Origin of the sequence: Tistrella mobilis KA081020-065 (assembly GCF_000264455.2) — a bacterium.
In the GTDB taxonomy this organism is placed as follows: domain Bacteria; phylum Pseudomonadota; class Alphaproteobacteria; order Tistrellales; family Tistrellaceae; genus Tistrella; species Tistrella mobilis.
The window spans coordinates 1,320,904-1,338,178 of record NC_017956.1 but is presented as its reverse complement, the minus strand read 5'-3'; the positions used below and the strand labels follow the sequence as shown (position 1 = coordinate 1,338,178).

The following is a 17,275-nucleotide window of genomic DNA, read 5'->3' as shown; positions in this document are numbered from 1 at the left end:
GGCAGATGACCCAGATCCCGCCCCAGGGTGTCGCAACGGTCGGCACCACCCCGATGCCGGCCGCCGCCGGCCGCATTCCCACCTTTGCGGTGGTCGCGGGCGATACCGAAGAGGCCTGCGCCGGCCGGGCGGCGATCGAAGCCGCCTATGCCACAGTCCCGCCCGAAACCGCCGAGGTCATCGTGGCGCTGGGCGGCGACGGGCTGATGCTGGAGACCCTGCACCGCTTCATGGACCGCGATGTGCCGATCTATGGCATGAATTGCGGCACGGTCGGCTTCCTGATGAACGAGTTTCGGGTGGAAGGGCTGGACCAGCGCCTGGCCGATGCGGTGCCGGCAACGATCTATCCGCTGCTGATGCGCGCCTATACGGTCGACGGCACCGAGCACAGGGCATTGGCCATCAACGAGGTGTCGCTGCTGCGGGAAACCCGGCAGACCGCCAAGCTGCGCATTCTGGTCGACGACATCGAGCGCCAGCCGATGCTGATCGCCGATGGCGCATTGGTTTCCACCCCCGCCGGCAGCACCGCTTACAACCTGTCGGCGCACGGCCCCATCCTGCCGCTGCGCGCGGGCGTGCTGGCGCTGACGCCGATCAGCGCCTTCCGGCCGCGGCGCTGGCGCGGCGCCCTGCTGGCGGATACCGCGACCATCACCTTCGAGATTCTGGAGCCGATGAAACGGCCGGTCAGCGCGGTTGCCGACTATACCGAGGTCCGCGATGTGCGCCGGGTGGATGTCGCCCGCGATCCCGCGCGTGAACTGACCCTGCTGTTCGACCGCGGCCACAGCCTGGAAGAGCGCATTCTGCGCGAACAGTTTGAACCCTGACCCACAGAGCCCCTGACCCACAGAGCCGGAGCCCCGCTGCCCGATGACCGTCGCCTCGCCCTGCGTCAATGTCTGCCGCATCAGCACCATCACCGGCTGGTGCGAAGGCTGCTATCGCACCATCGACGAGATCCGCGTCTGGCGCCGGCTGGATGACGACGGCAAACAGACGATCCTGGAGCATGTCGAGGATCGCCGCCGCGACATCCGCGCCGGGCGGGTGGTGCCGGCCGGCGCGGCCAGGTGACGGACGAATCAGCCCGTCAGCATGTCGGCGGGCCGCACCTGACCATCCAGCATCACCCGGTTACGGCCGGCATGCTTCGCGACATAGAGTGCGGCATCGGCCGCTGCGATCAGACGGGCATCCTCGTTCACCGTCTCAGGGAAAACCGCAACACCGAGCGAGATGGTGACCGGCCCGAGCGCTGCATCGCCGCTTTCTTCCACCGTCCCGGCCAGGGCACGGCGGAAGGCGTCGGCCCGTGCCGTGGCATCGGCGGCGGTGGCGCCCGGCATCAGGATCAGAAATTCCTCGCCGCCATAACGACAGACCACGTCGCTGCGGCGGAAATGATCGGCCATCACCCGGGCGGTCATCCGCAGCACCCGATCGCCGGCTTCGTGGCCGTGGGCATCGTTGAAGCGCTTGAAATGGTCGATATCGGCCATCACCGCCGCCAGCGGCCGGCCGTCGCGGCGCGCCACGGCAGCCTCGCGGGCCAGGGTTTCATCCGCGAAACGACGGTTGTAGAGGCCGGTCAGCGGATCGCGGATGGTCATGCCGCGCAGCGTCTCGCGCAGCTTGACGTTGGCGATCGACAACGCCACGCGGTCCAGGGCCGCGATTTCGTCTTCGGCCCAGTCGCTGCGGTCGTCGACGGCATCGCGTTCCAGGGTGATCATCCCCAGGATCTCGCCATGGGCGATCAGCGGCACGCAGAGATGCCGGCCCGGCACCCCGTCCAGATGCCGGCAGATCGGCATCGTGCCTTCCGCCCGGCTGACATGGGCATGGCCCAGGCGCAACGACCAGCAGTCGTCCTCGGTGATGCTGTGCCCGGGCAGCAGAGGCTTGCCCCACAGCGCCGCCGGTTCCAGTGCGGCCTGCCCCGGCCGGTGCAGGAAGGCCCGCCCGCGATCGCCGTTCGACAGTGATGGCATCATCCGCGCCAGCACGTCCATCGCCTCGTCGACCGAGGCGCAGGACTGGATCAGATCGGTCATCCGGCCGGCGATCCGCTCACGGTTGCGGCCGCGCTCCAGATCACGCGCCCGCAGGCGCGCCGCCTCGTGCGCATCCGCGAGTTCCGCCGTGCGCGCCGCCACGGTCCGCTCCATGCCCGCCAGGGCACGCTGCAGGGCTTCTTCCGCCCGGTTACGCTGGGTCTCGCGCTCGGCCAGATCGGCGAAAAGAGCATCCAGGGTGGAGGCCAGGTCGCTGATTTCGCGCACCTTCGAGACATCCGGAATATGGCGGGGCGCCTCTCCCCTGGCCATGGCCTTGGCATAACGCGACAGACGGCCGAGCGGGCGCACCAGCGCCATCCGCATCACCGCCATCGACAGGATGACCAGACCGGCCGCCAGCCAGAGCGCCAGGACGAAATTGCTCGACATCAGCGCCCGGACCGGGCCGAACAGCCGCGCCTCGTCCATCGAGATGCCGAGGGTCAGCGCCTCGTCGCCAAAGGACACCGTCTCCAGCATCATCACCCGTTCGGGCAGGTCCTGCACGGCGGGAAGGCTGAGAATAGGAATGGCGAAGCCGGGATCGAACGCCGGAAGCGCGCCGCCCGCGCCGGTCGGCGGGTGAGGCTCCGTTCCATTGGGGTCCGGCGGTGGCAGCGGGCCGGCATGGGTGACCAGCGCCCCCTCGGGCGACCAGAGCGTCACCCCGGTATCCGCCGGCAGCTCTGCCCGGATCCCCTGCACGAAGGCCAGCAGGTCGATCGACGCCCCGACCATGGCGACGGGCCGGCCCTGAGCGTCGCGGACCGGCATGACCACCGGCAGGATCGGACGGCCATTGGCGAGGCCGGGCAGCCAGCCTGCGACCAGCGGATCGGTGGCCCGCATGCCGGCCGCGAAATAGGGCCGCGCCCCCAGGCTGGCCGGCTGGCCGTCCGCCGAGGGGATCGGCCGTGCCGCGCAGACGATCCGGCCTGAGATGTCGGTGACGAACATGTTGTTGTAGATCGGCCGCAGATGCACCAGCTGGGCGAAGCGCGCATCACAATCCGGATCATTCATGCCCGGCACGCCGCCCGCCGCCATCGCGGCGATCAGCTGCCGGGCGGCATCGATCCGCTGGCGCAGTTCCTGAGCGGCGGTATGCGTCGTCACTGAAAACTGCTCGCCGACGCGCTGCTGATCCAACCGGCCGGTGGTGATCACCGACCAGCCCAGGACCGCCATCAGGGGCAGGACGGTCATGACCGTCAGCGCCAGTGCCAGCTGTCTGATACCAATGTTTCGCATGGCCTCACTTCGGGTCGCCGTTTTTCACCCAAAGATCCAGTAGCCATGCGACTTGAAGCGCGAGGCCCCGGTCACCCCCGTCCGCCATATTTATATGAAGGCCGGGGCAGTCGCACAATATCGTCAATATTAGAACGGAATTTACAGATCAGTCCGGCGCGTTGGACTCCAAGGGTGCGGGGAATACACGGTTCATCCTGCCCGTAATACGATAGGCGAGCAGGCCAACCCATTCACGTGTGGCCAGATGGATCTGGTTCAGCCGGTCGGTAAAGCGATAGTCGTTCCAGCCCCAGACCGGGGCGAAGGTATTGTAGTCCACCGGATAGGCGGTCACGTTCCAGCCCTGGGAAACGAAAATGCCGTAAGAGCGCGGCATATGTGCAGCACTGGTGATCAGCAGCCAGGGACGGGTGGAAACGTCGCCCGCCATCTCTTTGGCCAGGATCGCATTCTGAAACGTGTTGCGGCTCTCGCTCTCGATCATCAACCGGTCGGGCGCCACCCCCAGATCGCGCAACAGCGCTTCGGCGACCGGGCCGCCCTTCGCATCCGGATCGCTGAAGACACCGCTGCCACCCGTGAAGAGCACCGGCAGATCGGGGCGCAGCCGGGCAAGAATCGCCGCCTCGATGAAGCGTTCGGCCGCTGCGCCGACCGACGGCTGATGATGCGCCTTGGTCAGTCTGCCGTCCTCGGGGCCGCCGAGCACGACGATGCCGGCAAAATCCCCTTTTGCCACCGTCTCCCGCTCCACCCTCGGGAAGCGGTTTTCAAGCGGGGCAAGCAGCCAGTAGTCAAGCGGCGTGAACAGGGCCACCGCCAGGGCGACACCACCGGCCGTGCCCAGGAAGCGTGAAATCCGCTTCAAGCCCGCCCAGCGCAGGAACGGCACCAGAGCCAGACTCAACAGCAGGAGCGTCACCGGCAGAACCAGGTGCCCCACGAGCTTCGACACCGAGAAAAACATGGCCGGAATTCCTCTTGCGGATGAGATGGAGCCGGAACGTCCCGGCACCGTCGATGCCGGATACGCATTCCGTAATCATTTATCAACCCTCTCAGCCTTAAGATTTGGTATCGGTTTGCCTCACGGCCTGCCACAGGCCGTGGGCAAGCCCCAGAAAAACGTCACGAACCAGCAGGTTGGTCCCGAACATCATGGCTTCGCCCGTCACCGCTTCCGCGCTCGATGCCGAGCGTCTGCGTTTCCTCGGCATCGATGCCGCCACCATCGCCGATCTCGCTTTGGTCCGGCCGGTGGTCGAAGCGGAGATCGAGGATCTTCTGGACGTTTTCTACCGCACGCTCGCGACCTACCCGCCGATGCAGGCGCTGATCGCGAAGCCGGGGATGGTCGACCATCTGAAAACGGCCCAGAAAGCGCATTGGACGGCGCTGATGTCCGGGCGGTTCGACGCCGATTACGTCGCGCGCGCCACCCGGATCGGCAATGCCCATGTCCGCATCGGGCTGGAGCCGCGCTGGTATATGGGCGGCTATCAGATGGTGCTGCAGCGCCTGCTGGCCGCCATTTCGCGAAGCTATCGCTGGTCGCATGACAAGCGGGAACGCGCCATGTCGGCGGTGAGCCGGGTGGTGTTCCTGGACATGGATCTGGCGATGGAGCAGTACATCACCGGCGTCATGGCGCAGGTGCGCGCGGCACGTCTTGAAGCGGCCAGCGAACTCGACGCCTCGATCCGCGGCGTGGTCGAGGATCTGACCCAGACGGTCGGCCGGCTGGGCGGCGCGTCGAACGGGCTGACCAGTGCGGCCGACATGGCGCGGTCCGAAGCGAGCAGCGTGGCCGGCGCCGCAGAGCAGGCCGCCGCCAATGTCGATGCGGTGGCTGCCGCATCCGAGGAATTGTCGCGCTCGATCAGCGAGATCGCCGGCCAGGTGTCGCAGTCGTCGGAAATCGCCCGGCAGGCGGTGGAGGATGCGCGCCAGACCACGACGACCGTTTCAGGCATGCTGGGTGCCGCCGGCAAGGTGGGCGAGATCGTCCAGCTGATCAACGACATCGCCGAACAGACCAATCTTCTGGCACTCAACGCCACCATCGAGGCGGCGCGGGCCGGCGAGGCCGGCAAGGGCTTCGCCGTGGTGGCGGGCGAGGTGAAGAACCTCGCCGCCCAGACCGCGCGTGCGACCGAAGATATCAGCGCCCAGGTGGGCGACATGCGCAATGTCGCCTCGGCCACCGCACAGGCGATCGAGAAGATCGCCGAGACCATCCGGCGGATGAACGAAATCGCAACCGGTGTCGCCGCGGCGGTGGAGGAACAGAGTGCCGCCACCCGCGATATTGCGCTCAACATTCAGCAGGTCTCGTCGGGCACCCGCGAGGTGACCCGCGGCGTGTCGGGTATCGAACGGGTGAATGCCGATACCAAGACCGCCGCCGACGAAGTGGCTGAAACCGCCCGGGCGCTGGAGGCCCGCGCCAATCATCTGTCGACCGAGATGACCGGCTTCATGAACCGGCTGCGGGCCAACCGCGACTGAGAGAGCATTGAGCATTGACCGGACAAGGCGCACCCGCGTCCGGTTGAGGAACGCCCGCAGGACCGGGGGGGCCGTGCGGGCGTTCGTCGTTTCAGGACCGCAGGGTCTCCGACGGCCGTTCGCCGAACCGGGCGCGATAGCTGCGGGCGAATTCCCCCAGATTGACATAGCCCATCGTATAGGCGGCACGCGACACGGTCATGTCCGACCCGCCCGCCTGCAGCAGACGGCGCACCTCCTGCAGGCGGCGTTCGCGCAGGAAGGCGCTGGGGGTATAGCCGCGGAAGCGCCTGAAGGCGTCGGTCAGGCTGCGCAGGCTGACGCCCGCCGCCCGGGCGACCTCGGTCATGGCCGGGAGGCTGGCCGCATGCTCGGCCATGTAGGCTTCGGCGAGCCTCACATGGCGCGGCACCACACTGCGCCCCGGCTCGGCGGGGTCCAACCCGGCCCGGGCGGCCCAGTCGTTCAGCAGATGAAGGCAGACGGTCTGCTCCAGATGCCGGCCGACCCGGTCGGCCGCCAGCCGGTCCGGGGCCTCTGCAATCGCCCGGACCAGATATTCCATCAGCGCGAGCCAGGCCGAGCCCGGCCGCCGATCCGGCATTTGTGCTGCCAGAGCGCATCGCCCGGCACGAAACCCAGCCAGTCGCGGCAGGCCTGTTCCAGCACCGCATGCGGGATGGTCAGGTTCAGCTGCAGATGGTCGGGGTCGAAATCGATCAGATGGTCGATACGGCTGCAATCGGCCACGAAGCTTTCGCCGATGCCGGTATCCTCGAATTGTCGCGCGGTCGCGGCGTGGCGGGCATTGCCGGCGATGGTGGTCAGCACCACCGCATTGCCGGCATCTTCGGACCAGTCCTGCACGCGGACCGGGATGCCATAGGCGAAGCGGGTGACGATGATCCGCCCCACCCGCGCCGAATGCATGGTCGAGGCCGGCGTCGCGGCCGCGCCCGTGGGCGCCACCCGATAGGGCATGTAAACCCGGTTCGACCAGTCGCGGATCTCGTCCCAGTCGCGGGAATTCACCTTGTGATGCTGGCGGATCGGGTTGCCCCGGGCGTCATAGATCAGCGCATCTTTCAGCATGTGCCCGCCTCCCCTGTCGAAGCACGCAGACGTCTTCCTTCCCCCTCCCCCCTTTACGGGTGGTGCTTTGCCATCACGATAGCGCCCCGACCCGCCGGCTGGCGAGTTTCAGGCGGGTCTGCGGTGCAGAAACTGCCGAAATCCGACAGGCGCTGCCGATGCCGGATAGAGACGGGTCGCCCCTGCCCGCTACCCTTGCCCGCCATGGGCCCCAAGGTCGAACCCCGCCCGGATCGAGAGCGGAGAGGCCTGAGGCTCCGTCCAGGGAGGATGGCAATGACCGAGACATTGAAAACCGCCGCCGATGCGGTGCTGAACCGGGCCGTGACCGAGGGCCCCGGTCTGCCGGGCGTGGTCGCCGTGGCGACCGATCGCGCGGGCGACATCTATCAGGGGGCCGCAGGCCTCCGCGCCGCGGGCGGGGATGCGCCGATGACGGCGGACACCGTCTTCGCGATCTTTTCCACCACCAAGGCGCTGACCGGCACGGCCGTGCTGCAGCTGGTGGAAGACGGCCTGCTCGACCTCGACGCGCCGGCGCGCGACTATCTGCCGGCGCTGGGCCGGGTGCAGGTGATCGAGGGTTTCGAGGCCGATGGCAGCCCGCGGCTGCGGGCGCCGCGGCGCGAGATCACCACCCGCATGCTGCTGCTGCACACCGCCGGCTTCGGCTACGACTTTTTCAACCCGGTCTACGAGCGCCTGGCCACCACACGCGGGCAGCCGAGCGTGATCACCGCCACGGCGGCGGCGCTCGACACGCCGCTGCTGTTCGATCCGGGCGAGGCCTGGGAATACGGCAGCAATATCGATCAGGCCGGGCGGGTGGTGGAGGCGATCACCGGCCGCCGTCTGGGCGAGGTGATGCAAAGCCGGATCCTGGATCCGCTGGGCATGACCGACACCGCCTTCACCATGACCGCCGACATGCAGGCGCGGCTGGCGGTGATGCATCAGCGCGGTGCCGATGGCAGCCTGACGCCCCTGCCCGACTTCATGCTGCCCCAGGATCCCGAGATCCATATGGGCGGCCATGGCCTGCAATCGACCGCCACCGACTACACGAAATTCATCCGCATGTGGCTGAATGACGGCATGGGGCCCAACGGCCCGGTGCTGCGGCCCGAAACCGTGCGGATGGCGGAACAGAACGGGCTGGGCGAGATGAAGATCAAGATGCTGCCCGGCGTGATCCCGTCGTTGTCGAACGATGCCGAGTTTTTCCCCGGCATGCCCAAATCCTGGGGGCTGACCTTCATGATCAACGACGAGCCCGCCCCCACCGGCCGGCCGGCGGGCGCGCTCGCCTGGGCGGGGCTCGCCAATCTCTTCTACTGGATCGACCGGCAGAACGGGCTCGGCGGGTTCTGGGCGACGCAGATCCTGCCCTTCGCCGATGCCGCCTCGGTCGGCGGCTATCTCGCCTTCGAAACCGCGGTCTATCGCCACAGCTGACGGGGACAAAACAGGGGGCGGCGCCGTGACGGTGCCGCCCCTTCCCGGTCAGTCGCGCAACCTCGGTCGCGCAACCTCAGGCCAGCGACTTGCTGACCATCTCGTAGACATCGCGCGACAGGCCCTGGCGGGCGGCGATGCGTTCCAGCGCCTGGCGCATCAGGGCCTGACGCTGGTCGTCATAGCGCCGCCAGCGCTTGAACGGGCCCACCAGCCGGGCCGCGATCTGCGGGTTGCTGGCGTCCAGCGTGATGATCTGATCGGCCAGGAAGTCATAGCCGCGGCCCGAGGCCTCGTGGAAGCCGCGTGGATTGCTGGCGGCGAAAGCGCCGATCAGCGAGCGCACCCGGTTGGGGTTGCGCATCGAAAAGGCCGGGTGCTCCATCAGTTTCAGCACATGGTCCAGCGCATTGGCGCGCGAGGCCGTCGCCTGAACCATGAACCATTTGTCGACCACCAGCGGCTCGTCCTTCCAGCGGGCATAGAAAGCATCGAAAGCCGGCTGCGACAGCGCGTCTTCCTGGTCGGCCAGGACCAGCAGCCCGCCCAGCGCATCGGTCATGTTGTCGGCGGTCTCGAAGCGCCGGCGGGCACGCTCCAGCCCGGCCGTACCGCCTGGGGCGCCCAGATAAGCCAGGCACAGATTGGCCAGCGACCGCCGGCCCACCGAGGCGGGATCGAAACTGTAGGGCTTGCCCGCATCCTCGGCCGCCAGCCGGTCGAAGACCTCCAGCAGCAGCCCTTCCAGGCTGCGGCCGATCTCGCGTCGGACGAACTGCCGGGCGGCGGTGATGCCCTCGACATCGATCCGGGTCATGGTCTCGGCCAGATAGCTTTCGCCCGGCAGGGTCAACGCCTCGGCGATCAGGGCCGGATCCAGGCTGTCATCGCCGATCGTGCGGGCGAAAGCGTCGCGGAAATCCGCGGGCAGCACCAGGGGCCGGCCGGCGGCGGCATCGGCGATCAGGCGGTGGATCACCCGGATCGCATAGGTCTGCGCCGCCTCCCAGCGATTGAAGGCGTCGTCGTCATGGCCCATCAGGAAGGCCAGATCGGCATCTTCCGCGCGCGTCTCCAGCTTGACGGGGGCCGAGAAGCCGCGGAGCAGCGAGGGCACCGGCCGTTCGGCCACATCGGCGAAGGTGAAGCGGGTGACGCGATCCTCCAGCACCAGCACCCGCTCGGTCTGGTCGGCTTCGGGTGCATCCGCCGCCTCGTTCGCCAGCCTGAGCGCGAGCGGCGCGCCGTCGGCGCCGATCAGCGCGGTGCGCACGGGGATCACCATCGGCTTCTTCACCGGCTGGCCGGGGGTCGGCTTCAGGGTCTGGGTGAAGGTCAGCTCGAAGCTGCGGCTTTCGGGGTCGTGGCGGGTTTCGACCGAAACCTCGGGCGTGCCGGCCTGAACGTACCAGCGGAAGAAATCGCCGAGGTCCAGCTCGTTGGCATCGGCATGGGCGCGGACGAAATCCTCGCAGGTCACCGCCTGGCCGTCATGGCGCTCGAAATACAGATCCATGCCCCGGGCGAAGGCCTCGGGCCCGATCAGGGTGTGGAGCATGCGGATCACCTCGGCGCCCTTGTTGTAGACGGTCGAGGTGTAGAAGTTGCTGATCTCGATATAGCTGTCGGGCCGGACGGGATGGGCGGTCGGCCCGGCATCTTCGGGGAACTGGGCGGCGCGCAGCACCCGCACGTCGTGGATGCGCGACACCGCCGCCGACTGGTGGTCGGCCACGAACTGCTGCTCGCGGAAAACGGTCAGCCCTTCCTTCAGGCTGAGCTGGAACCAGTCGCGGCAGGTGATGCGGTTGCCGGTCCAGTTGTGGAAGTATTCATGCGCGACCACCGCCTCGATCCCACCGTAATCGGAATCGGTCGCGGTGTCGGGGCGGGCCAGAATGTACTTCGAATTGAAGACGTTGAGACCCTTGTTCTCCATCGCCCCCATGTTGAAGTCGTCGACCGCGACGATCATGTAGATGTCGAGATCGTATTCCCGGCCATAGGCCTGCTCGTCCCAGACCATCGCCTTCTTCAGCGAGGCCATGGCGTGCTCGCATTTGTCGGCGTTGCGCGGCTCGACATAGAGCCGGAGCGAGACGTCGCGGCCGCTCATGGTGGTGAACGGGCTTTCGCAGAGCGCCAGATCGCCGGCCACCAGGGCGAAGAGATAGCTGGGCTTCGGGAACGGGTCTTCCCAGGTGATGTGCCGGAGCCCGTCTTCGCCGATCTCGTCGGCCACCGGATTGCCATTGGACAGCATCACCGGCAGCACCGCCGGATCGCCGATGATGGTGGTGCGATAGCGCGCCATCACATCGGGCCGGTCGGGGAAATAGGTGATCTTGCGGAAGCCTTCCGCCTCGCACTGGGTGCAGAAGATGCCGTTGGAGAGGTAGAGCCCTTCGAGTGCGGTGTTGCCCGCCGGGTCGATCTCGGTCACCACCGTCAGCTCGAAGGCGGCCGGGACCTTGCGGATCACCAGGCGTTCCTCTTCCTGCAGCCAGCGGTCGGGGCCGACGGGCGCGCCGTCGATCGCGACCGAGACCAGCTTGAGCCCGGCGCCGTTCAGCACCAGCGGTGCATCGGCCGGCGTATCGGCGGTCCGCTCCATCCGCGAGACGGCGGTCACCCGGGTGGCATGCGGATCAAGCCGGAATTCCAGATCGATCGACGGCACCAGATAGGCCGGCGGGGTGTACTCGGAGAGCAGGATGGTCTTCGGCGTATCGGTCTTCATGCGCGTCCCGGTAGAAGCGAGGCGATGCCGGCCACCGGGCCGGCCTCATGCATCGATCCTGCACCCCCATGCCGCCAGGAGCAAGGACGCATCGCCGGGGGCAAGGACGCATCGGCATCAGCCGCCGACGATACCCCCGGCCATGGCCCAGGCGACGGCGATACCGATGACGACGGTGATGGCAAGCGGCGCCCGGGCGAAGGCGGCCGCCGCCGCGGCGCCGGCAACCGCCAGTCCGGCCGTCACCCCGCCCTCGATCTGGAACACACCGGGCACGATCAGCGCGCCCAGCGCGGCAAAGGGCACCGCATCCAGAAAGGCCTGAAGCCGACGGCCGGGCCGCCATCCCGCGGGCAGCAGCGCCGGCAGCACCCGCGGCACGGCGGTCGCCGCCGCCATGCCCAGGATGGTGATCAGCAGCAGGGTGTCCGACATCATCACCCGCCCCTCCCCAGTCGGCGCCCGGTCGCATCCGTGGCGGGCTCGGGCGCCGACCCGCCGCCCGAGATGAAGGCATGGCCGCCGGCCACGCACAGGATGGCGACCAGCAGCGCAATGCCCGCCGGCAGCACGGTGCTCAAGGCCGCGTTCAGGATCGCCGCAGCGCTCACCACCAGCGCCATCGCCGGCCGCGCCTTCAGCCCCGGCACCAGCAGGGCGACGAACAGGGCATAGAGCCCGGCAGCCATGGCGGCGCGCAGATCCGCCGGCACCAGCGCACCGGCGGCAATGCCGCCCAGCGTGCCGGCGATCCACGACAGATAGATCGCAAGCACCAGCGTGCCCAGAGTGGCCGGCCTGGCCGCGGCGGGGTCGCGGGCGAAACTCGCTGCGGCAAAGGCCTCGTCGGTGATGCCCGCATAGAGGGCCATCCGCCAGGGCCGCTTCAGCCGGCCGACCGCCGGGCGGATCCCGGGCAGGGCCAGGGTCATCACCATGTGGCGCAGGTTCAGCACGCCCACCGCCAGCACGATCGCCGGCATGGCGGTGCCGGCCGCAATCAGCGCCACGGCCATGAATTGCGAGGCGCCGGCATAGACCAGCACCGACATGGCCACCGCCGCCCAGGCCGGCAGGCCGGATTCGGTCGCAAGCAGGCCGAAAGAGAAGGCCACGGAGAAATAGGCGGCCATGATCGGCAGGGCCAGTTTCAGCCCGGCGATCACCGGCGACGGCGTGTCGCCCGATCGATTGACATCCGACATCGGCGGGGGAGTCCTGACAGGTCGGAGGAATGCCCGGATCAGCCCTGGCGGGCGGGCGGGGCCATCAGCAGCCGGCCGCGCGCGCCGGCGATCCGCTGCAGGGTCTTCATGCCGCGCACCAGATCGAACAGGCGCGGCATGTCGTCAGCGGCCCGTGCCGCACGCGCAGCGCTGCGGGTGCGGTCGTGCAGGGCCGCCAGATCGTCGAGCGCCAGCGCCATCAGCATGGACTCGACGGCGGGACGCTGCGGATCGGCCTCGGCCAGGGCCAGCACCCGAGGCACCGGCACCGGACGCAGATCCGACGCGGGAAAGGACGAGGCGAACATAGGGGTCGCATCCTCGAAGGAGAAGAAAACCGGATACGCCGGGCAGGCGCCCGGTCACAGATGGCCCTCACCGTTCCCCAGCCGCGGACCGGCGTCAAGCCATGCCGCACACAATCATGGATTTATCATCTAGATCTGCCGTTCGCGCCCCTTCCAGAAGCGGTCACGGATCTTGCGCTTCAGCACCTTGCCCACCGTGCTGCGCGGCAATTCGGGCCAGATTTCCACATGTTTGGGGGTCTTGACCCCGCCGAGTTCAGCGCGGAGCCGCAGGGTCAGCGCCTGCACATCGACCGCATCCGGGGCGGCAGGCTCGACGATCGCGGTCACCGCCTCCCCCCAGACCGGATCGGGGATGCCGATCACCGCACAGTCGCGCACGGCGGGATCGGCCAGGATGGCGCGCTCCACCTCGGCCGAATAGACGTTGAAGCCGCCGGTGATGATCATGTCGCGCGCCCGGTCGACGATCGAGACATAGCCGGCCGCATCCATGAACCCCAGATCGCCGGTGCGGTGCCAGTCGCCGAAACGATGTTCGGCCGTCAGCTCCGGCCGGCCGTCATAGCCGGGGGTGACCAGGCTGCCGCGGAAGCAGATCTCGCCGGTCTCGCCGCGCGGCAGTTCCCGTCCCCCGGGGTCGCGGATCGAAACCTGAGACGCGATCCCCGGCCGGCCGGCGGAAACCAGGCGGGCATGATCCCCGGCATCCAGCGCCGCCACATGTTCGGCCGCGCTCATGAAGGTGCCCATCAGCGGGATTTCGGCCTGGCCATAGCCCTGAACCAGAACCGGGCCGAACAGGGCCATCGCCTCGGCCAGCTTGTCGGGTGCCATGGGGGCTGCGGAATAGATCAGATAGCGCAGCGACGACAGGTCATGGCCATGGGTCGACCGGTCGGCCAGAATCATATAGACGACCGTCGGCGGCAGAAAGAGATGCGTCACGCGATAGCGTTCGATCGCATCCATGATCACCACGGGATCGGCCTTGGGCAGGATCACTGTGGTGGCCCCGCCGGCCGTCAGCGGCAGCGCGATCACACCGGCGGCATGGGTCATGGGTGCGGCCACCAGATGCACCGGCCGTTCGCCTTCGGGCATGGGCATATGCGCCCAGATCGACAGGGTCAGCGCCTCCCACATCCGGTCGGTCCAGACCACGCCCTTGGGCCGGCCGGTGGTGCCGCCGGTCGACAGGATCGCCGACACCCGGTCGGGATCATGCACCGGATCGGGCGCCGGCGGCGGCGGGGCCGCGATCAGCGCCGCCGCCCGTGCCAGCTGCAACCGCCGCGCGGGCGGTTCCGGCGGATCGCCGGCCCCAGCAGCAGCACCGCCCCGATCCCCGGCGCCGCATCCAGGATCTCGGGCAGATCGGGCAGAAAGGCATCGGCGATCGCCAGCACGCCCACCCGCGCCTGATTCATGATGAACAGATTCTCAGCCAGGGCGTTGCGGGCATTGATCGGCACCCAGACCACGCCAGCCCGCATGCAGGCCAGCACGGCGGCAAATCCCATGGCGGCATTGGGGGAATAGACCGCCACCCGCAGCTGCCCCGCCCCATCGACCGGCAGCCCCGCCAGCCAGCCGGCCAGCGCCTCGACCCGGGCATTGAGGCCCCGATAGTCGATCGGCGGATCATCGCTTCCGACCTCTATCGCCGCAGCCGCATCGGGGGCCAGCTGCAGGCCGCGCAGGAACGGGTCGATCGGACGCATCGCTTCACCCCATGGTCGATGGCAGCCACAGCACGATGCCGGGCGCCAGGCAGATCAGGAACACGCGCACCAGATCGGCCGCGACGAAGGGGGCGACGCCGCGATAGATGGTGGCAAGGCCGACATCGCGGGCGATGGTGTTCAGCACCAGCACGTTCAATCCGTAGGGCGGGGTGATCAGCCCGATCTCCACCGTCATGGTCACCACCACGCCGAACCAGATCGGGTCGAAGCCCAGCGCCACCGCCACCGGATAGGTGATCGGTACGGTGAGCACGATCATCGCCAGCGTGTCGAGAACGCAGCCGAGCAGGAAATACCCGGCCAGCATCGCCGCCATCACCCCCCAGGGCGACAGGCCGGTTTCGGTCAGGGCCTGAACCAGCAGCTGGGGCGCCCGGGTCAGGGCCAGGAAATAGCCGAAGACCAGCGCGCCGATCAGCACGACCATCACCGAGGCGGCACTGCGGGCGGCCTCGGTCAGGGCACCGCCCACGGCCGCCAGCGTCAGCCGGCCGCGGATCAGCCCCACCGCCGCCACAGCCAGCGCGCCCATCGCACCGGCTTCGCCAGGTGCAAAGACACCCAGATACAGCCCGCCGATGATGCCGAGAAAGATCGCGGCCACCGCCCAGAGCCCGCGCAGGCTGGCGAAGCGTTCGGCCCGGCCGGCGGGCGCACCGCCGGGGGCGGCTTCCGGCCGGCGCCCGGCGATCAGGGTCACCGTCAGCGCATAAAGCGCCACGGCCAGCACGCCGGGCACCAGGCCCGCCACGAACAGCCGGCCGATATCCTGTTCCGTCAACAGCCCGTACAGGGCCAGTACCAATGAGGGCGGGATCAGAATGCCGAGCGTGCCGCCGGCGGCCACCGTGCCGGCCGCAAAGCCGGGCGCATAGCCCCGGGCCCGCATTTCCGGCAGGGCCACCCGCGCCATGGCGGCGGTCGAGGCGACCGACGAGCCGCAGATCCCGGCGAAACCGGCGCTGGCCAGAATGGTGGCGAGGCCGAGCCCGCCCCGCGCGCGCCCCGCCCAGGCATGGCCGGCCGTGTACAGCTCTCGCCCCAGCCCGGTGTGGTTGGCAAGCGCGCTCATCGCGATGAACATCGGGATCAGCAGCATGTCATAGCCGGTCAGCGTGCGCAGCGGCGACTGCACCGCCACCGCCGCCGCCGGGTCGACGCCGATCAGCGCCGCAATGCCACCCAGCCCGGCGATGAGCATGGCGAAGCCCACCGGCACCCGCAGCAGGGCCAGCAGAAACAGACCGCCGAAACCGCCGAGGGCGGCAATCCCGCCATCGATCATGTAGTCTTGTCCCCTTCCCCCTCCACCGGGGCCAGCAGCCGCAGCAGGGCCAGCAACGCCGCCACCACCAGCCCCGCCGCCATCACCAGATGGGCGGGCCAGAGCGGCAGCTGCAGATCGGCCGTGGTTTCGCCCGAACGCAGCAGCAGATCGGTGCCGAGCACGCCGGACCGGGCGAGCAGCACGGCACCGGCCAGCGCCCCCGCCCCGCCCAGAACCGCCACCACCGCCGCCAGCGGCCGCGGCAGGGCCCGGGCGACATCGATCCGGATCAACTCGTCGGCCGCGATGGCGGCGGCGATCCCCCAACAGGCGGCGATGCCGCCGGTCAGCCGGACCAGATCGAACCCGTCGGGCACGGCATAGCCGAAAAGATAGCGGGCAAGGGCCGTCACCCCACCCGCAACCACCGCAAGGCCGAGTGCTGCGGCGGCAGCCGCGCCGGCAAGGCGGCCGGTGACGGTCACCACCTGCATCAACGCCGCCTGCATCGGATCAGCGTGGGACGGGCGGCGCGGCAGCCGCGATCGCGGCTTCCAGCTCGGCCAGCGCCGCGGCACCATCCACCCCCTTGGCGCCGGCATCGGCGATCCACTGCGCCCGGAAGGGCTTGCCGGTTTCGGCCCAGAGCGCGCGCTGCGCCGCATCGGGATTGGTGAAGGTCTGGTTGGGCAGGGCGGCAAGAACGCCGCGGCCGGCACGTTCCCAATCGCCCCAGGCCGTGGACTGACGCACGGCGTCGGCCACCGAGCAATGGGCGTCGACCGCCGCCCTGGCATCGCCGCTCAGCCCCTGATACCAGCGGGTATTGGCAAGGTAGAGCACCGGCACGCTGTAGAGCGGCAGATCCATATGGTTGTTCAGCACCTTGTCGAGCCCGAAGGAGACCAGGGTGCCGTAGGCGAGCGTCGCCGCATCGATCACGCCCCGTGCCGCCGCCTCGCGCGCTTCGGGCGCGCTGATCGACACGGCGGATGCGCCCATCGAGGCGAAGAGCCGGCCGACCAGCGCCGAACCGGGGCGCAGCTTCATGCCCTCTACATCCTCGGGCACCACTACCGGCTTGCGGCTATGCAGGATGCCGGGTTCCTGAACGATGCCCAGGCAATAGGTGACCTCGGGCATTTCGCGGGGGGCGAGCGGCCGGTACCAGCTGTCGAAGGGGGCCGCCGCCTGCGCGGCCGAGGGCACCAGGAAGGGCAGTTCCAGCACCGACACGACCGGGAAGCGGCCGGGGGTGTAGCCCGGCACCACCAGCGCCAGATCGGCGATGCCGCTGGCGACCATGTCGTAATGATCGCGCGCCTTGCCCAGCTGTTCGGCCGGGAAGACCTGCACCTCGAGCGTGCCCTTCGACTCGGCGGTGACCGCCTTCGCCCAGTCTTCCACCCCCTGATGCAGCGCATGGGTGGTGGGCACCCAATGGGCGAAGCGTACCGCCTGCCCCGCCGCATCGGCCCGATCGCCCAGTCCCAGCAGCATCGACGCCACCGCCAGGCCACACGCCATCACCCGCCGCATCCGCCTGCGGCGGATGCCCGTTGCCGTTTCCGTCATCTGACCGTCCCCTCGCCCTGTCTGACGTGCCCGCCC

Annotated in this window: 17 protein-coding genes; 4 read left to right on the top strand and 13 right to left on the bottom strand. The window is 68.8% G+C overall.

All coding sequences use genetic code 11. The features are described from left to right. Positions 1–5 precede the first annotated feature (5 nt). Together TMO_RS06130 and TMO_RS06125 are read left to right on the top strand one after the other, a co-directional pair. Positions 6–836, top strand: coding sequence for an NAD kinase (locus TMO_RS06130; protein WP_014744736.1), 831 nt, complete (start codon positions 6–8; stop codon positions 834–836). A gap of 43 nt (positions 837–879) precedes the next feature. Continuing rightward, positions 880–1,083, top strand: a complete 204-nt coding sequence (locus TMO_RS06125; RefSeq protein ID WP_014744735.1) for a DUF1289 domain-containing protein — start codon at positions 880–882, stop codon at positions 1,081–1,083. An 8-nt stretch (positions 1,084–1,091) separates the two neighbouring features. On the opposite strand, the gene TMO_RS29150 is transcribed toward TMO_RS06125, so the two are convergent. Both TMO_RS29150 and TMO_RS06115 read right to left on the bottom strand, forming a co-directional pair. Next, on the bottom strand, positions 1,092–3,317 hold the full coding sequence (locus TMO_RS29150) for a diguanylate cyclase (protein ID WP_014744734.1): 2,226 nt from the start codon (positions 3,315–3,317) through the stop codon (positions 1,092–1,094). Positions 3,318–3,465: 148 nt separating this feature from the next. Next, positions 3,466–4,287: a YdcF family protein gene (locus TMO_RS06115; RefSeq protein ID WP_014744733.1), complete on the bottom strand. Its 822-nt coding sequence runs from the start codon at positions 4,285–4,287 to the stop codon at positions 3,466–3,468. 191 nt (positions 4,288–4,478) lie between these two features. On the opposite strand from TMO_RS06115, the gene TMO_RS06110 reads away from it, so the two are divergent. After that, positions 4,479–5,828, top strand: coding sequence for a globin-coupled sensor protein (locus tag TMO_RS06110; RefSeq protein ID WP_014744732.1), 1,350 nt, complete (start codon positions 4,479–4,481; stop codon positions 5,826–5,828). Between the two features lie 91 nt (positions 5,829–5,919). Here the strand turns inward: TMO_RS06110 and TMO_RS32035 are convergent, their stop codons facing one another. After that, a complete protein-coding gene (locus tag TMO_RS32035; protein ID WP_014744731.1) occupies positions 5,920–6,432 on the bottom strand; it encodes a helix-turn-helix domain-containing protein in 513 nt (170 codons plus the stop codon). After that, positions 6,393–6,920 (bottom strand): AraC family transcriptional regulator, encoded by a 528-nt coding sequence (locus TMO_RS32030; protein WP_014744730.1) that lies wholly within the window; start codon positions 6,918–6,920, stop codon positions 6,393–6,395. The genes TMO_RS32035 and TMO_RS32030 overlap by 40 nt, the downstream gene beginning before the upstream one ends. 276 nt (positions 6,921–7,196) lie before the next feature. On the opposite strand from TMO_RS32030, the gene TMO_RS06100 reads away from it, so the two are divergent. Then, a complete protein-coding gene (locus tag TMO_RS06100; protein WP_014744729.1) occupies positions 7,197–8,375 on the top strand; it encodes a serine hydrolase domain-containing protein in 1,179 nt (392 codons plus the stop codon). A gap of 76 nt (positions 8,376–8,451) precedes the next feature. On the opposite strand, the gene pepN is transcribed toward TMO_RS06100, so the two are convergent. From pepN to TMO_RS06055, 9 genes are all read right to left on the bottom strand, one after another. Further along, positions 8,452–11,115, bottom strand: a complete 2,664-nt coding sequence (gene pepN, locus TMO_RS06095) for an aminopeptidase N (protein ID WP_014744728.1) — start codon at positions 11,113–11,115, stop codon at positions 8,452–8,454. Positions 11,116–11,232: 117 nt separating this feature from the next. Next, entirely contained in the window at positions 11,233–11,553 is a 321-nt protein-coding gene (locus TMO_RS06090) for an AzlD domain-containing protein (RefSeq protein ID WP_014744727.1), read from the bottom strand. Next, positions 11,553–12,320, bottom strand: coding sequence for an AzlC family ABC transporter permease (locus TMO_RS06085; RefSeq protein WP_014744726.1), 768 nt, complete (start codon positions 12,318–12,320; stop codon positions 11,553–11,555). The genes TMO_RS06090 and TMO_RS06085 overlap by 1 nt, the downstream gene beginning before the upstream one ends. A gap of 38 nt (positions 12,321–12,358) precedes the next feature. Continuing rightward, positions 12,359–12,649, bottom strand: coding sequence for a hypothetical protein (locus TMO_RS06080; protein WP_014744725.1), 291 nt, complete (start codon positions 12,647–12,649; stop codon positions 12,359–12,361). Positions 12,650–12,778: 129 nt separating this feature from the next. Continuing rightward, the gene (locus TMO_RS32545) at positions 12,779–13,939 is read right to left on the bottom strand and encodes an AMP-binding protein (protein ID WP_014744724.1); all 1,161 of its coding nucleotides are present in this window, start codon (positions 13,937–13,939) and stop codon (positions 12,779–12,781) included. Beyond that, positions 13,912–14,373, bottom strand: a complete 462-nt coding sequence (locus TMO_RS32540) for an AMP-binding protein (RefSeq protein ID WP_014744723.1) — start codon at positions 14,371–14,373, stop codon at positions 13,912–13,914. Before TMO_RS32540 ends, TMO_RS32545 begins: the two co-directional genes overlap by 28 nt. 4 nt (positions 14,374–14,377) lie before the next feature. Next, a complete protein-coding gene (locus tag TMO_RS06065; protein ID WP_014744722.1) occupies positions 14,378–15,682 on the bottom strand; it encodes a TRAP transporter large permease in 1,305 nt (434 codons plus the stop codon). Continuing rightward, positions 15,679–16,158 (bottom strand): TRAP transporter small permease subunit, encoded by a 480-nt coding sequence (locus TMO_RS29145; protein WP_187297817.1) that lies wholly within the window; start codon positions 16,156–16,158, stop codon positions 15,679–15,681. Before TMO_RS29145 ends, TMO_RS06065 begins: the two co-directional genes overlap by 4 nt. A gap of 19 nt (positions 16,159–16,177) precedes the next feature. Next, the gene (locus TMO_RS06055) at positions 16,178–17,239 is read right to left on the bottom strand and encodes a TRAP transporter substrate-binding protein (RefSeq protein ID WP_014744720.1); all 1,062 of its coding nucleotides are present in this window, start codon (positions 17,237–17,239) and stop codon (positions 16,178–16,180) included. Positions 17,240–17,275 lie beyond the last annotated feature (36 nt).

Bases quoted from the DNA above. Each gene is read 5' to 3' on its own strand.
- TMO_RS06130 (WP_014744736.1), top strand. From the start codon at position 6: ATGACCCAGATCCCGCCCCAGGGTGTCGCAACGGTCGGCACCACCCCG.
- TMO_RS06125 (WP_014744735.1), top strand. From the start codon at position 880: ATGACCGTCGCCTCGCCCTGCGTCAATGTCTGCCGCATCAGCACCATC.
- TMO_RS06110 (WP_014744732.1), top strand. From the start codon at position 4,479: ATGGCTTCGCCCGTCACCGCTTCCGCGCTCGATGCCGAGCGTCTGCGT.
- TMO_RS06115 (WP_014744733.1), bottom strand. From the start codon at position 4,287: ATGTTTTTCTCGGTGTCGAAGCTCGTGGGGCACCTGGTTCTGCCGGTG.
- TMO_RS29145 (WP_187297817.1), bottom strand. From the start codon at position 16,158: ATGCAGGTGGTGACCGTCACCGGCCGCCTTGCCGGCGCGGCTGCCGCC.
- TMO_RS29150 (WP_014744734.1), bottom strand. From the start codon at position 3,317: ATGCGAAACATTGGTATCAGACAGCTGGCACTGGCGCTGACGGTCATG.
- pepN (WP_014744728.1), bottom strand. From the start codon at position 11,115: ATGAAGACCGATACGCCGAAGACCATCCTGCTCTCCGAGTACACCCCG.
- TMO_RS06055 (WP_014744720.1), bottom strand. From the start codon at position 17,239: ATGACGGAAACGGCAACGGGCATCCGCCGCAGGCGGATGCGGCGGGTG.
- TMO_RS06080 (WP_014744725.1), bottom strand. From the start codon at position 12,649: ATGTTCGCCTCGTCCTTTCCCGCGTCGGATCTGCGTCCGGTGCCGGTG.
- TMO_RS32030 (WP_014744730.1), bottom strand. From the start codon at position 6,920: ATGCTGAAAGATGCGCTGATCTATGACGCCCGGGGCAACCCGATCCGC.
- TMO_RS06065 (WP_014744722.1), bottom strand. From the start codon at position 15,682: ATGATCGATGGCGGGATTGCCGCCCTCGGCGGTTTCGGCGGTCTGTTT.
- TMO_RS32035 (WP_014744731.1), bottom strand. From the start codon at position 6,432: ATGCCGGATCGGCGGCCGGGCTCGGCCTGGCTCGCGCTGATGGAATAT.
- TMO_RS06090 (WP_014744727.1), bottom strand. From the start codon at position 11,553: ATGATGTCGGACACCCTGCTGCTGATCACCATCCTGGGCATGGCGGCG.
- TMO_RS32540 (WP_014744723.1), bottom strand. From the start codon at position 14,373: ATGCGTCCGATCGACCCGTTCCTGCGCGGCCTGCAGCTGGCCCCCGAT.
- TMO_RS06100 (WP_014744729.1), top strand. From the start codon at position 7,197: ATGACCGAGACATTGAAAACCGCCGCCGATGCGGTGCTGAACCGGGCC.
- TMO_RS06085 (WP_014744726.1), bottom strand. From the start codon at position 12,320: ATGTCGGATGTCAATCGATCGGGCGACACGCCGTCGCCGGTGATCGCC.